This is a genomic window from Sorangiineae bacterium MSr11954 (assembly GCA_037157815.1).
GTDB lineage: Bacteria > Myxococcota_A > Polyangia > Polyangiales > Polyangiaceae > Pendulispora > Pendulispora albinea.
The window spans coordinates 9,107,902-9,122,736 of record CP089984.1 but is presented as its reverse complement, the minus strand read 5'-3'; the positions used below and the strand labels follow the sequence as shown (position 1 = coordinate 9,122,736).

Here is a 14,835-nt window from a genome sequence, read left to right as displayed (position 1 = left end):
CCACGCTCGCGCGTGTGACCACGGGAACCCGACCCGCGAACCCCCGTGGCCGATACCGTCCACCCGACGGCGTCGGCCGGTGCGTGGGTTCCACCTGTTGGGGGACGCCGTACGGAGGTACGGAGATAGGTGGCTCCGTGTGTCCGCTCGTTGTTCGCCCATGGTGACGAACGCGATGTTCCTCGATACGCGGCGTGCCCTCGCGCAATGATTTCCATTTGGCATCGCGGCGTGGGGTTCGAAGTACCTCCAAGCGGGAGAGATGACGTCTTTATTACGCGATCGGCAGTTCGAAAGGGCGAAGGTTCCCTAAAGCGCTATAGCCAATCTCCGTAAGGCCGGCGGACAATCGTTTCCATCGGCCGAAGAACGCGAAAAATCGTGGAAAGGATGGACCATGAAATCGACCATTGGTTTCACGTGGATCGTTGCTTTTGCGAGCCTCGTGTCGAGCGCGTGCACCGCGGCGGCACCCGAGGCCGGTGTCTCGGGTTCGGACGCGCAGGAGGAGTCGTTGGTAAAGGATCTCGACGCCGAGCTGTCGTCTTCTCGGCCGAGCGCGGTGAAGGAGGGGTTGGACGAGGGCGCGCTCTCATGCAGCCCGTTCAAGTGCAACTACATCTGCAACGAACAGGGACGGTGCGGGATCTGCACCAGCGGAGGCTGCCGGTGCATGGATTGTTGAGTCGACAGGTCAAACGGTCGTCGACATGAAATAGACGTAAGCGCCGAGGGTCGGATCTGCCGCGTAGGGGCGGACCGACCCTCGGCATGCATCCCTGCGCGGGTGAGGGGCATCTCCGTGTTCTCGTTGCTCGATGTCGTGACGGCTGAACGCCCGCGAGTTCATTCGCCGCGTATCGACTCGCGCAATGTGGTGGAAGCGGTGTGGACGACGTCGTGCGACCTTCCTCGCGGCGTGCGCACCGCGCGGCGAGTGCATCGAGCACCTGGTACGGAGAATCTGCGTTATTCTCCGATAACGGAACTCCATACCGATTCACGGGGGATCGCCCTTGCTCACGGGCCACTCCCCGGGCCAGCCGGCAGAAACGCGGCGACGGCCAAGCCAACGATCGCGAAACCGCATGTCGCACGAAAGGCGCGGGACAATCCGCGCAGACTCCGTGCAGGCGGCGTCCATGTTCGCGGCGGTGGCGCGCATTGCGTCGCAGAGACCGAGCACGCTCGTCTCGCCCGCCGCCGCGTGTCCGTGCGTCCACGGGATCGGATGCGTGACCCCTTCCGACTACGCTCCGTATGCTCCGGAATCCATTCCGAGTACCCAGGAGTCGACCCGTGAGTCACATTGCAATGGACCCTGAGTCAGGTCGGAATGCGCAGTGGACCGACATACCTGCGCCCCGGTGACGTCTTCACCATTCGCAAACGATTTCGAAAAGTAGCGGAAGCGGTGTGCGCATCGCGCGGCGCGTGAATCGAGCGCGTGGTACAGGAGATCTTCGTTATTTCGCGATATCGTACCGGATGGCCGCCCGTCGATTGGTACACCGGTACATGCGATCAAATGGGATCTTGGTGGTTTTGCGACGCTCTTGAAAACTCATCCGCGAATGTAACCTTGGTACGTGGGTTGCTGGGCACGCGTCGAGATAGGAGATCCCCATGATGATTAAACGACATGTGAGGCGTTCGACCTTCGGAGAGCCTGTCCGTTTCGCGTTTGCAGCGCGAAAAGGAGCGATGGGCATTGTGATCATGGCGCTCGGATTGATCGCCATGGCCCCCACGGCTGCCGCGACGGAGCAAACTTCGAGCACGATCGAAGGAGCGCCCCTCGCGTGCAGCTACGCAGGTACGTACTCTACCCAACGTGCGTGTGCAAATTCGCGAATCTTCTATGACTGTGTGCACGACCCGGGGTGCCGCCCGGAGTGTCGCCAAGACGATACCGTTTGGCACCTCTTCACCTGTTTCGACTGAGCTTCGCCGGAACCTGCTTCGCCCGCGATCGGTCGGATATTCGACGAGGCCGATTGCCAGACCTTCGTCTTGGACGGCGCGCACCTTCGCGCAGCGCCGTCCAATGTCGAGCCTATGTTCAACTTTCGAGGTGTCCTATGAAGACGAAAAATGGCCGAATATCACTCGCTGCGTGGATGACGGTCCTCATCTCGTCCGGTGCGTTGCTGGCCGCTTGCAGCGCCAATGCACCCCCGGACGATGCCGTGCCGGGTGAAGACGTCCCCGCCGCGCACGAAGACGTCCAAAGCCACGAGACGGTGGAGCAGAAGACCGTGCCGCTGGCCTGCGTGTATCAATGCTGTGACTTCCGAAGAAAGCAACAGTGCTGTCCCGGTCAGCCGTGCGGCCCATGTGCGCTGGCGACGAACAACTGCCAATAACCTGCCCGAGCGCTCACGACCCTCGCTCGAATCACGTCCCCCTCTTCGAGAAGTACGGGATACCGGTACTCTACAACTTCAGCGAGAGCGCCATGAAGGGGTTGGAGTACCGGCCCAAGGCCCGTATGCACGTGCTCCACGTGTCATCGTCGAACGGACCAAGACGATGTCGGATGGGATCCGGTTACCGCCACCCACGTCCCTTGACGTTCGTCCCCTTATCACCCATATCTCCGACCGCGCGGTTGATCTCGGCCTCGGGGCGGGTGGAGATGTCTTGAAATGAAAACGTGGTCGTTGCTTTCGAGAGTTCTGGGTGCGGCGGTCGCCGCTCCATTTCTGGTTTCCTGCTCCAGCAACACGGAAAGTTCCGGTGATGGCGCGCAGGATCCTATGACGCTTTCCAGCGAATCCGACGCACTGTCCGGCGATTTCGACGCACTGTCCCATGAACCACCGCCCGGGGGTGTGCGAGGGGTCAAGGTCCCGACCCTCGAATGGTCCGACTGCGGAGGGGGCTATCAGTGTGCGAAGGCCGATGTCCCTCTCGACTACCGGGAGCCGCGCGGGAGAACCATTTCCCTCGCACTGACACGAAAACCGGCGACGGATCCGGCGCGTCGAATCGGTTCGCTGTGGGTCAATCCGGGTGGACCCGGCGGATCTGCGGGCGGCTTGGTGCGCCGTTTGGGGCAGAGCGCGCCGGCGCCGATGCGCGAGCGCTTCGACATCATCGGTTTCGACCCTCGCGGCGTGGGCGCAAGCGTGCCGCTCGCATGCCAGAATCAACGCGAGTACTCGGACGCTTGGGCGCAAGCGACGGCCCGCCCGGAGCGGGGGCAGTTCGACCGGGCCTTGCAGCTGGCCAAAGAATTCAACGACGCCTGCGTGCGCGAGAGCGCGGATCGTTTGCCCTACGTCGGCACGCAGTACACCGCGCGCGACATGGACGTTCTGCGCGAGGCCGCCGGTGACAAGAAGTTGAATTACTTCGGCATATCGTTTGGCACATTCATCGGCACCGTCTACGCGAATCTATTTCCAAAACGCATTCGCGTCCTCGCCCTCGACGGCGCCTACGATCCCGAGACGTACGCGAATCGCCCGTACGAGTACGATTTGGGTCAGTACGTGGCGGTGGACGCGGCGCTGAAGCGATTCTTCGATTGGTGCAAAGATACCCCGGAGAGTTGCTCCTTTGGAAACGGCAACCCCGCCAAGGCGTTCCTCGATCTGCAGGCGAGCCTGGACGCGAATCCGATCCGAAATGCGGAAGGACGCGTGATCGCCAATGGCGCCACCTTGGTCCTGCAAATCGTCTTCGACCTCAATCGGGCTCGACCCTTTTGGCCCACCCTGGCAAAGGATCTGGCGCAGGCCCAAACGACCCGCGACGGTCGTTTGCTCGCCGAAGTGTCGGCAGGGACCGCGAGCTTCTTGGGCATGAATACCGCGATCGAGTGTGCCGATCGCGACTTCCCTCGGGATAAGTCGCTCTTGCGCACGTTCCTGCGGCTCGAATCGGCGGTGGCACCGTACGCCGGGCCGGCGATCGCCTTCGGCCCGCCGGGCTACGATCATGGCCATGCCCCCGCGTGCGTTCAGTGGCCCGCAGCTCGCCGGAGCCGCTACGCGGGACCTTGGGATGCGGCCGGCTCGCCGCCCATCCTGGTGGTGGGCACCACCGGCGATCCCGACACCCCCTATCCGGATGCGGTCAGCTTGGCTCGCAAGCTCGATAACGCGCGCCTCCTGACCTTCAAAGGCGAAGGCCACACCGGATATAGCGGGAGCGCGTGCGCGAGGGCCGCCATTTCGGACTACCTCGTCGACCGAGTGCTGCCCGCACGCGGAGCCGTGTGCGACGACGCTCTCCCGCCCACGACGAATTGAAGGAGCTCCGGCTCCTGGGGCGCGAAGAGCGCCTCTGACGAAGCTCTCGCGGAGAGCGTGACGCCATGACGTGTTACGCTCTCCTTCCTCGTAGCGTGGCGTAAACCTAGGCACGAAGAACAGCCTGCCGATGGCCGAACCGCGCGCGATGCTCGAGACGATCGACTGCACCGAGATGCGGACGTAAGCGCGGAGCGGCGACGCCGTATACGACGCGAAGCTCCTATCGTTCGCTCATCTCGAACGCTCGCCAGGGAGGATGCGCGAAGGATGGGCTCGAGCGCATCACCCACGACCTTTGCGGTGACGTCGTCGACGTCGAACACGAGGCGCGGCCGGAACCCTACGACCGCGACACGCGCGGCTCAATGTCAGCCGCGCGCGCGACGCGGTCGTCTGCATCGAGCTACCGAACGCATCACGCACGACTCGTGCGGTGGCATCGTCGATATCGACACGTGTGGACAAGGTGTCGACAGACACGCGCAAGTGCGCGACATCGTTGTGGAGCCGAGGGGGATCGAACCCCTGACCTCATCCATGCCATGGATGCGCTCTCCCAGCTGAGCTACGGCCCCGTGAGTGGGTGCTCATCTACTGCGATGCGGCCGGCTTGTCTACCCCTTCGACGAAGATCTGCGAAATGAGGTCGATATTGCGGCTATTTCGCGTCTTTTGGCGTGGCGATGTCGACCTCCCAGTTGACGGTGGTGTCGGCACCGGCCCACGGCGGGTAGGTGAGGCTGGAGAAAGCTTGGATAGCGCAGCGCCCGGTAGGCGCGCCATCGAAGGGGGAGCCGATGGAGGCGCCCTTGGAGTGGCCGTTGTGCCCGAGGGCTACGACGACCACGGTTTTGCCCCAGGGGCCCGCGGCCTTGCCGTTTTCGTCCTTGGCCGAGCCGCAGTTGTCTTTGACTTGGCGGGCGGCGCGGCGGAGGACGACCTCGGTGGCCTCCTTGTCGTAGGAGTCGGTTCGACGTTGTTGGGCGGGCGGAGCCGGGGAGCCGGCCGCGGGCGGGGCCCCCGAGGGCTTCCAGCCCTGATCGTTTGCCGCCGAGGGCGGGGACGACGAGGAGAACACCGGGTGACGGGCGTTGTCGGAGGACTCGGAGCTATCGTCCCATTTTGGGGCCGGCTCGGAGGTGGCCGCGCTCGTCGAAGGGTTGGTGGCAGGCTTTGGCGAACCTCCGCACGCTACGGTGCCCACCCCAAGACCGAGCGTGATCCAAAAAATCGTCTGCCGCATGAAACAAAGTCTGAAGCAGAATTCGCCCTAATTCAAATAAAGGGCGATTCCGCTCCTGCGCGCTTCCGGTCCAGCGCCAGCTCGACGCGTGCAGCCACAGCGGAGCAACGGCGCCTAACTCGACTTGTCGCTGTCTTTTGCCCGCTTCAGGCTTATGACTTTGAGCACCGCGGCGAGGAGATCGCCCAGCGGACATGGCTTGGTCAGATAGGCGTCGCAGCCGCGATCGATGGCATCGCGCCAATGCTCGGGATACGCCTGGCCGGTCACCACGATGACGGGGATGTTCTCCGAAGGGTCCGCGTCACGCAGCCGTCTCAGCATCTCTCGGCCATCCATGACCGGTAGCGAGATATCGAGGACGATGAGGTCCGGCCGATGGGCGCGGGCGCGCTCCAGTCCCTCCGCGCCGTTGCTGGCCTCGGTCACCCGAAATCCAGCTCGGGTGAGAAACGCCGCGTACATTGCACGGCTATCGTCGTTGTCCTCGACGCAGAGAATCAGTGGCCTGCGCTGGGTGCGAGGCTCCGGGCGCCTCGGGAGGGAAAAGGTCGCGTCATTCATGGTGGAGCCTCCAACCATGCTCCAGTGGGAACTTCGAACGATGCCATCGCGATCGCAAGGTCCTCTCTCAAGACGTTGCCTCACGCTGCCCAGAAATCAACTCGAGCAGCGCGCGGTCGCCCTGTAGCGCGACGCGTTGGAGATAGAAAGACAAACCGCGCCTTCCGCCAAGCTCTTCGCCCCCTCCCGCACGGCCGGGTCCCCCGTGAACGAGCTGCGCAAGCACCGTCCCCGGCGGGATCGCTTGCGTCGCGATCTTGGAGGAGCCGATGGTGACCCGGCCATGGTACGGCGCAATGCCCAGGACCACCGCGCGAACGAAGCTTTTGTCGTCCGAATAGACGCTCGAGACCAAGCCTCCTCCGCCCGCAGCCACCCACCGAACGACCGCGGCGGCCCCATGATCGGCGCCCTCGCTCGCATACGGCATGACCGTGGCGACCGGGCCAAACACTTCGTGCGTGTGCACGGCATCGTCCGGCTTCGGTGATGCCACGTGAAGCAGGACGGGGCTGATGAAAAAGCCCTTTCCCGCGCCGCCGTCGCCGCCCGCGATGGGGTTGGTCGAGCCCAATACGATGCGACCTCCCGACGTTTCGGTCAGAAGCTTGGTGATGCCCGCGCGCACGTCGGCGAGTTGTTGCGCCGTGGCCAGCGGACCCATGCCCACGTCGTCGCGCGAAGGGTCGCCCACCTTGATGGCCCCGAGGCGCTCGCCCAGCCGCTCGAGCACCGTGGCGACTTTGTTTGCGGGCACATAGATGCGGCGGATGGCCGTGCACTTCTGCCCGGTCTTCTGCGTCATATCGCGGACCACATCGGTCAAAAAGAGGTTCATCACCTCGGAGTCGTCGGCGACATCGGGTCCGAGCACGGCGGCGTTGAGGCTATCGGCCTCCACATTGACCCGCACCGAGTGCTCGCGCACGGCTCGTCCCGCGCGCAGCGCTGCGCCGGTGGTGCCCGCGCCCGTGAAGGCGAGGACGTCTTGCCCCCGCAAATGATCGAGGAGATTGCCGGGGCTGCCCGCGATGAACGAGAGCGCGCCCTCGGGCACCAGCTTCTCCTCCACGAAGAGCTTCACGAGGCGATGCGCGACCAGCGCCGTGCTCGATGCGGGCTTGCTCACGACCGGTACGCCCGCACAGAGCGCGACCGCGGCCTTTTCGGCCAAGCCCCACGCCGGGAAGTTGAACGCGTTGATATGAACGGCCACACCTTCGCGTGGCACATAGAGGTGCGTGCCAAAGAGGCGCGGGCTGCGCGCGAGCTGAAAGCCGGCGCCGTCGACGAGCACAGCTCCGCTGGGTGCTTCCTTTGCGAGCTCGGTGGCGATGTCGGCGTAGGCGGCCAGGGTGAGCGAGGCGCCATCGATGTCGAATTTGGCATCGCTGCGCGTGTTTCCACCGTTTTCGATGGCGAGTCCGATGAGCTCGTCCCTGTGGCTGTGGATGCTCCGCGAGAGGGAGCGCAGCATCTCGGCGCGGGCGGCGAAGTTCATCGCGCGCAGCGCGGGGCCGCCGGTGTTGCGTGCATGCTCGAGGGCTGCTGCGAAATCGATGCCCTCGGTGCAGGATGTTGCGATGGGCGCTTCTGTTGCAGGATTGACGAGCGTTGTCGCACGTCCGCTTCCGCGCACCCACTGACCTTGAAGGTAGCTTTCGAGCTCGATCATGAGCCGACTCTCCGCCCTCTTTTGCTCCGGGGCAAGACTTCCCGGTGACCTTCGGTTACCCTTTCTGCGCCATGGCCGATGCTCCCTCTTCCGGCTCGAAGCCCGTCCGTTTCGAAACGCATCCCGACCGCTACCGTCATTGGCAGCTCACCTTTCCGGCGGAGTATGGCGGCGCCGTCGCCCGCCTCGCCATGAACGTCAAGGAGGACGGCGGCGACTATACGCTCAAGCTCAATTCGTACGACTTGGGGGTCGATATCGAACTAGCCGACGCGCTCCAGCGCATTCGCTTCGAGAACCCCGCGGTGAAGGCGCTGATCGTCACCAGCACCAAAGATCGCATCTTCTCGTCGGGTGCGAACATTTACATGTTGGGCGGCTCCACCCACGCCTTCAAAGTCAATTTCTGCAAGTTCACCAACGAGACGCGCCTCTACTTGGAAGAGATGAGCGCCGAATCCGGCATCGCCAGCGTGGCCGCCCTCAATGGCACCGCGTCGGGCGGCGGCTACGAGCTCGCCCTCGCGTGCGACGCCATCGTTCTCCAGGACGACGGCTCGTCGGCCGTGAGCCTCCCCGAGGCGCCGCTTCTGGGGGTCCTCCCCGGCACCGGCGGCTTGACGCGCCTCGTCGATAAGCGCCAGGTGCGTCGCGATTTGGCAGACGTCTTTTCGACACTGGCCGAGGGCATTCGAGGCAAGCGCGCCGTTGCATGGAACTTGGTCGACGAATCGCCCTCGCGCTCGCAGTTCGACCAATCGGTGAAGGCGCGGGTCGAGGCCTTCGTCCAAAATTCGCGGCGCTGGCCGCACCCGCCCGTGATCTTGCCGGCGCTCGAGGTCGAGCGAAGCGAAAAAGGTGCAGAATACAAATATGTCTCGCTGAAGCTGGATCGGGCCGGGCGCACGGCGACCTTGATTTTGCGCGGCCCGTCGGGGCCTCCGCCGGCGAGCCCGGAGGATTTTGCCAAGGCGGGCGCGGAGACATGGATTTTGCGTGCCTTTCGGGAGCTCGACGATGCGCTGCTCGATTTGCGCTTCAATCAGCCCGAAATCGGCGTGATTGCGCTGGAGACGGCAGGGGATGCCCAGGCGGTGCTCGCCATGGATCGGGCCCTTCACGAACACCGGGAGGATCCGCTGGTGCGCGAAATCACGCTGTTGGTGCGGCGAGTGCTCAAGCGCCTCGATTTGACGGCCAAGACCTTCTTTGCGCGGATTGGGCCGGGGTCTTGCTTTGCGGGCACCTTGCTCGAGCTCGCGCTGGCGGCCGACCGCGTTTACATGCTCGACGACGACGGGGTCGAGGTTTGGGCATCGAAGCTCAACGCGGGGGCGTATCCCATGTCGAACGGTCTTAGCCGCCTCGAGTCCAGGTTTTTGCGCGAACCTTCCCGGGTGGCGCGCGTGCTCGAGCACGATGGCGCGTTCGATACGAAGCGCGCGCTCGACGAAGGGCTCGTCACCTTTGCGCCCGACGACATCGACTGGGAGGACGAGATCCGCATCGCGTTCGAAGAGCGTGCCAGCTACTCGCCCGACGCGATGACCGGGATGGAGGCGAGCCTGCGTTTTGCGGGCCCCGAGACCATGGAGACCAAAATTTTCGGGCGCTTGACCGCGTGGCAAAATTGGATCTTCCAAAGGCCGAACGCGGTAGGTGCGCGGGGCGCGCTGACGCTTTACGGTAGTCCGGAGCGACCCGAGTTCGACTACCGACGAACGTAGAACCGTGCGCGTCCCGCGCGCACGGAGCAAAACGGATGAGGAGCAGTTCATGAGCAGTGTGGTCAGCGACGAGAAGATCCCGAACAATGTCAATCTGGCGGGTGACCGCAAGCTCCAGAGGGCGCTGGAGGCCTGGCAGCCCAATTTCATTTCCTGGTGGAAGGAGATGGGGCCCAGCGGTTTTCAGTCGGACGACGTGTACTTGCGCACGGCCATCAGCGTGGAGTCCGACGGGTGGGCGCACTTCAATTACGTGAAGATGCCCGAGTACCGCTGGGGGATCTTTCTGGCGCCGCCCGTCGAAAATCGAACCATCGGCTTTGGCGATCAATTCGGCGAGCCGGTGTGGCAGCAGGTGCCGGGCGAGCACCGCAACACCTTGCGCCGTTTGATCGTCACCCAGGGTGACACGGAGCCGGCGAGCGTGGAGCAGCAGCGCATGCTGGGGCACACCTGTCCCAGCATCTACGATTTGCGTAACCTGTTTCAGGTCAATGTCGAGGAAGGTCGCCACCTCTGGGCGATGGTGTACCTGCTCCAGTCGTATTTCGGTCGCGACGGGCGCGAGGAGGCCGAGGCCCTCCTGATGCGCCGCAGCGGCGATCGCGACACGCCGCGCATCCTGGGCGCCTTCAACGAGCCGTGCACCGACTGGCTATCCTTCTTCATGTTCACCTTCTTCACGGACCGCGACGGCAAGTTTCAGCTCCTCGCGTTGGCCGAAAGCGCCTTCGATCCGCTGTCGCGCACCACGCGCTTCATGCTCACCGAGGAGGCGCACCACATGTTCGTGGGCGAGACCGGGGTGGGGCGCATCGTCGAGCGCACCGCGGAGCTGATGGAGAAGCACAAGGTCACGCACCCCGACGACGTGCGAAAGCTCGGCGCCATCGACCTGCCGACCATGCAGCGTTCTCTGAACCTTTGGTACTCGCTGTCTCTCGACTTGTTCGGCGGCGAGATTTCGTCCAACGCCGCGTCGTTCTTTGCGACGGGCCTCAAAGGCCGGGCCAAGGAAGACAAATACGAGGACCATCGCGCGCTGGACGCCAGCTACCCCGTCGACGTCGTCAAAGACTGCGCGCTCAACACCGAGCAGGTGCCACTGCGCAACGCGATGAACGAGGTGCTTCGCGACGAGTACGTCGCCGACTGCCAGCGCGGTCTCGACAAGTGGAACCGGCAGCTCGCTGCCCACGACGTGGAGTTCCAATTCACCTTGCCGAGCCGTCGTTTCCATCGCCACATCGGCATCTACTCCGACGTCACCGCCGATCCTTCGGGCAAGATCATCTCCGCCGAGGAGTTCGCGAGCCGGCGCGACGAGTGGCTCCCCAGCGAAAAGGACCGGGAGTTCATCCAAAGCCTGATGCAAAAGCCCATCTACGAGCCCAAGCAAATGGCCAACTGGATCTCCGCACCAAAGCAGGGCATCAAGGGCCGCCCCGTCGACTTCGAATACGTCCGCCGCTGCGAAGGGTGAGAAGGCGAGCTTCGCTTGCGAGGGTGAGGGGGGGCGAGCTTCGCTTGCGAGGGTGAGAGGGCGAGCTTCGCTTGCGAGGGTGAGAGGCGAGCTTCGCTTGCGAGGGTGAGAGGCGAGCTTCGCTTGCGAGGGTGAGAGGCGAGCTTCGCTCGTGAGGGTGAGAGGGCGTGCGAGGGTAAGCCGGGCTTCGAGCTAGCTCCAAAGGTCGTAGGGGGCTAGCTCGAGTGGGAGGGCCAGCACGAGTCGGGACCTAGCACGAGAGCAGAGCGCCCCACGGCGCACCGGCGAACCACCTTCGAACCCCTACGAATTTCGTTCAATCTCCATCGAAAAGATCCGCCTTACGATGGCGATCGCACATGCATAGGTGCTGTCCACCCCGAAATACGACAAGCTCTTCGACAAGAGCGACTGCCGCCGCGAATACGGAGTATCCGACGCGTAGTGCACGAACCCCACGTCGAACGGCGCCACCGACGTCAGGTTCACGATTTCATCCTGCGGAATGCGTGTAGGATGCACAAGCTCGTACACGGCGCTCAAGAACGGCCCCGCCTCCATCTCGAGCACAGTGTACCCATCGCGGTAGAACGCGCTCATGTAGTTGCGATTCTGCAAGAACGCACTTCGCACGGTGAGCGCCGATTGATTGTCGAACACGCTCCCGTATCGCAAATACGGCCGCACGTCCTTGGCGCCGAAGGCATTGCGCAGCAAATACGTATTGCGCGAGTGCTCGTCGAACACCATCCCCGAGAGCGCCACGTCCCCCACGCGCCCGTTGAGGGTGGCGGCCTTGCCCATCACATAGACGCCTCGTATCTCGCCCACCCCTTGCCCGATGCGCGACATCAAATGATAGGCGGCCATGCCGAGCGGGTAATCGATGTTGATGATGACCGCGTCGCTCTTTCGCAGCGCCGTATCCATGCCCGGCAGGCTCAGACGCGGATCGATCACCTTGGGGTCGATCTTCCCAATTTCGATGATCTGCGCGTCCACGTCCACGTGCCCCGGCTCCGACAGGTGCGTGAGCCCCGCGCTCGCCTCGAACGCGCGCACCTCCCGCATGCGATCCTGCCCGCGCCCCGCGTGGATGTAGCCCCGCAGCAAATAGTAGAGGAACGGCAGCTGCTCCTCCTCGGTCCCGCGCTCCTGTGCCGCCGCGATGGTGTCCGCCAGCCCCTCGGGGTTCGTCTCGCGCCCGAACGCCAAAATCGCGTCTTTGTGCGTGCGCGCATAGCCGCCGATGAGGTTCGCGATGGCGTGCGTGTTGGACGAAATGAAGTAAACGGGCCGCCGCCGCGGGAGCTCGTTTCGCACGTAGTGCGGCTCGACCGCGCTCCACCAGCGCTGGGCGGCGCGCTGGTACTGCGAATAGGACGCGGCCAAGAGGCGGATGTTCACGTCCAAGGGGTGCCCGGCGATGTTGGCGATGCCTTGCGCCAGCTTCCCGCCGAAGGCTTGCGCCAGCACGTCGACCTCGTCCACCGAGATGCCCAGGTAGCGCGCCAGCTCCTCGGACTGCAGCGCCGCGTCCTTGGGGAGCACCTCGCCCGCCAGCGCCCGCAGCCGCTCGTGCATCTTGTTCCACTCGATTTGAAAGGCGGTCAGGATGGGGATGAAGTCGTCGATGTCGCTCTCGCTGGCGATGAAGACCGCCAGCTTGCGCGCATCGCCATCGAGCCGCAGCGGGCGGCGGCGGCCGCGTGTTTTGACGGTGCGCCAGCTTTGCACGTCGTAGCCGGCCGCCTCGAACAGCTCGTGCGACTGACCCAGCACGACCAGATCGATGGTCGGCATGTCGTCGGGCAAGCGGGCCGCCGCGTAGGCGAAGGCCGAGACGTCGGGGGTGGGGGAGAGCGCTCCGGGGTGCAGGGACGAACCGCAGAACGCGTGCGCCTCCTCGAAGGCGCGCACGCGAACCTCTCCCGTCGAACGCAAGAGGGAGGAGTAGGTGCGGACGTAAAGATCGATCTCGTCGGAAGGGGTGACAGGCGGCCGGCGCTCCATGGGCCGCGACTCTACCGACTTGCCGCGTATTTGTACCGCGCAATTGCGCGGTTTTTTACAGGCCTACCGCGATTTTGCGCGGTCGAGCATCGCCATCGATGGCTCGTTTCGCTTGCGCGGCTGACGAGACAGCATCCGGCCCAAGAGCCCGCGCGCCGGCTGGATCTCGAAGAACCCCAGCGCGATCTCCTCCGGCCGTTCGCGCAGCCCATCGACGATGTCCTCGTTCGAGTCCACCCACTCGAGCGCGTGGTCGAAGGCTTCGCGCTGCGTCGTGTCGAGGTGCCCGCGCGCCTGCGATGCCTTGAGCTCGTGGTGGCGCGTGAAGAGCGCCAGCGCCACGCCGAGCTCCTCCACCGACAGCTGCGTCGCCCGCTGCACCCGGGCCCCGCCGCACGACTTTCCATAGACGTACGAGCCCTGATGCAAGAGCACGCCGAAGCCGCTGGCCACCGCCGCGATCTCGCTCATGAGCCCCAGATCGCTCTCCGCCACCTCCTCGTCCGCCTCGGCGAGCACGATGGCGCCGATGCTCCGCACCAAGCTGGTCGTGAGCAAAATTGCATTATGCACGTATTCGACATTGACCACCGCGACGTAGCCTTCGTCCGTCTCGAGGACCCCGTTGCGAAGCCCGTCGCGGACGTTGGCGCCGGCGTCGGTGGCGCAGCTGCCGCTCCCGCAACCGCCGGACGAGCAGCCGCCGCCGCCGCTCGCCTGCGCGGAGTCGACGAACTGCAGGCCGAACTCGAGATCGTCGGAGACCGGCGCGTAGGAGAGCATCCGCTCGAACAAGCGCGCCACGCTCTGCACGTCGAACGCAAAGTCGTCGGGGAAGAATTCGCCGGTGGGTTGCACCAGCTCGGGCTGGCCAATGGCCTCGCCGTGCTTGGCCACGAAGTCCGCGTAGCGGGTTACGATCCAGTTCAAGGTGTCGTCGTTCGGCAGTTCCATGAGCCCCTACGCAAAGCGTACCACGAGAGGCGCATGGTCGGAGTCGGGGGTGGGCAGCTCGTGCTCCTCGAGGAGCCCATGATCGCGTAAATTCTCGTTGAGGAAGCGCACCTGTGTCATTTTGGCGCGCAGCTGCGCAGACACCAGCATGTGGTCGATTTCATACCGGTTCGTACGGTGAACGACGCTGAAGCGCTCGCCGGCGGACAAATGCGCCGCCGCCGACTCGAGCGCCGTTTCGCCCTCGCCCGAGACGATGCGGAGCGTCGTGGACCCCGGCACGTCGTTGAAGTCGCCCGTGACGATCACGTGCTCGCCCGGGTACTTCGCGAAGAGCTCGTCCACCACCCCGCGCACGAACAGCGCCTCCGAGGCGCGCCACACCAAGGTCCGGAGCTCGCCCTCGGCGTGCTCGCGCGACGTCCTCGGCTCCACGACATCGCCGTTGGCCGCGCGGAACGGCAGCGGGCGCACGGACTTGAAGTGCAGCACCAGCACGTGCACGATCCCGAGCGCCCCCGCGTCGATTTGCACGTGCACGATGCCGCGCCGAAGCGGGATGCGCGCGCCGAACGGCGGGGGATCGGCCTCGTGAAAGCGCGGAAAATCGAGCCGCTCCGCCGTGAGCACGTTCGAGGCCCGCACCGGTGTACGCGCGAGCAGCGCGCACGCGATGCCGCGCGCGTCCGCCGTGCCCACGATGCGCGCGGTGTAGCCGGCATCCGGCAGCCGCTGGCGGAGCTGATCGACCACCGCTTCGGACGAGACCTCCTGCAGCGCGAGCACGTCGGCGTTCAGGGTGCGTACGACCCCGGCCAGCACGTCGAGCTTGCGGTTCAAGTGCGCCGCGCCTGCGTCGTCTTCGGCGTCGAAGAGGTCTTTCACATTGTACGTGGCGATCGTCAACGGCATCG

11 protein-coding genes and 1 tRNA gene are annotated in these 14,835 nt (G+C 64.6%); 5 read left to right on the top strand and 7 right to left on the bottom strand.

Going from position 1 to position 14,835, the window contains the following annotated elements; translation table 11 throughout:
- The first annotated feature begins 397 nt into the window (after nt 1–397).
- The 3 genes from LZC94_35625 to LZC94_35615 all read left to right on the top strand — a co-directional run bounded on the left by LZC94_35625 (nt 398) and on the right by LZC94_35615 (nt 4,259).
- Entirely contained in the window at nt 398–685 is a 288-nt protein-coding gene (locus LZC94_35625) for a hypothetical protein (protein ID WXB13163.1), read from the top strand.
- A 1,435-nt stretch (nt 686–2,120) separates the two neighbouring features.
- Nucleotides 2,121–2,366 (top strand): hypothetical protein, encoded by a 246-nt coding sequence (locus LZC94_35620; GenBank protein WXB13162.1) that lies wholly within the window; start codon nt 2,121–2,123, stop codon nt 2,364–2,366.
- A gap of 678 nt (nt 2,367–3,044) precedes the next feature.
- Nucleotides 3,045–4,259: an alpha/beta hydrolase gene (locus LZC94_35615; protein ID WXB20288.1), complete on the top strand. Its 1,215-nt coding sequence runs from the start codon at nt 3,045–3,047 to the stop codon at nt 4,257–4,259.
- 505 nt (nt 4,260–4,764) lie between these two features.
- On the opposite strand, the gene LZC94_35610 is transcribed toward LZC94_35615, so the two are convergent.
- From LZC94_35610 to LZC94_35595, 4 genes are all read right to left on the bottom strand, one after another.
- Nucleotides 4,765–4,837, bottom strand: a tRNA-Ala gene (locus tag LZC94_35610).
- Nucleotides 4,838–4,920: 83 nt separating this feature from the next.
- Nucleotides 4,921–5,505, bottom strand: coding sequence for a hypothetical protein (locus LZC94_35605; GenBank protein ID WXB13161.1), 585 nt, complete (start codon nt 5,503–5,505; stop codon nt 4,921–4,923).
- A gap of 114 nt (nt 5,506–5,619) precedes the next feature.
- Nucleotides 5,620–6,069 (bottom strand): response regulator, encoded by a 450-nt coding sequence (locus LZC94_35600; GenBank protein WXB13160.1) that lies wholly within the window; start codon nt 6,067–6,069, stop codon nt 5,620–5,622.
- Nucleotides 6,070–6,136: 67 nt separating this feature from the next.
- Complete coding sequence (locus LZC94_35595) at nt 6,137–7,744, bottom strand: 3,4-dehydroadipyl-CoA semialdehyde dehydrogenase (protein ID WXB13159.1); 1,608 nt, start codon at nt 7,742–7,744, stop codon at nt 6,137–6,139.
- Between the two features lie 71 nt (nt 7,745–7,815).
- On the opposite strand from LZC94_35595, the gene boxC reads away from it, so the two are divergent.
- Together boxC and boxB are read left to right on the top strand one after the other, a co-directional pair.
- The gene (boxC, locus tag LZC94_35590) at nt 7,816–9,471 is read left to right on the top strand and encodes a 2,3-epoxybenzoyl-CoA dihydrolase (protein ID WXB13158.1); all 1,656 of its coding nucleotides are present in this window, start codon (nt 7,816–7,818) and stop codon (nt 9,469–9,471) included.
- A 49-nt stretch (nt 9,472–9,520) separates the two neighbouring features.
- Nucleotides 9,521–10,954 carry a benzoyl-CoA 2,3-epoxidase subunit BoxB gene (boxB, locus tag LZC94_35585; GenBank protein ID WXB13157.1) on the top strand — a complete coding sequence of 478 codons (1,434 nt, stop codon included), beginning with the start codon at nt 9,521–9,523 and terminating at the stop codon, nt 10,952–10,954.
- A gap of 303 nt (nt 10,955–11,257) precedes the next feature.
- On the opposite strand, the gene LZC94_35580 is transcribed toward boxB, so the two are convergent.
- The 3 genes from LZC94_35580 to LZC94_35570 all read right to left on the bottom strand — a co-directional run bounded on the left by LZC94_35580 (nt 11,258) and on the right by LZC94_35570 (nt 14,833).
- Complete coding sequence (locus tag LZC94_35580; GenBank protein ID WXB13156.1) at nt 11,258–12,967, bottom strand: hypothetical protein; 1,710 nt, start codon at nt 12,965–12,967, stop codon at nt 11,258–11,260.
- A gap of 63 nt (nt 12,968–13,030) precedes the next feature.
- Nucleotides 13,031–13,921: a hypothetical protein gene (locus LZC94_35575; GenBank protein ID WXB13155.1), complete on the bottom strand. Its 891-nt coding sequence runs from the start codon at nt 13,919–13,921 to the stop codon at nt 13,031–13,033.
- Between the two features lie 6 nt (nt 13,922–13,927).
- Nucleotides 13,928–14,833, bottom strand: a complete 906-nt coding sequence (locus tag LZC94_35570; GenBank protein ID WXB13154.1) for an endonuclease/exonuclease/phosphatase family protein — start codon at nt 14,831–14,833, stop codon at nt 13,928–13,930.
- Nucleotides 14,834–14,835: the final 2 nt, after the last annotated feature.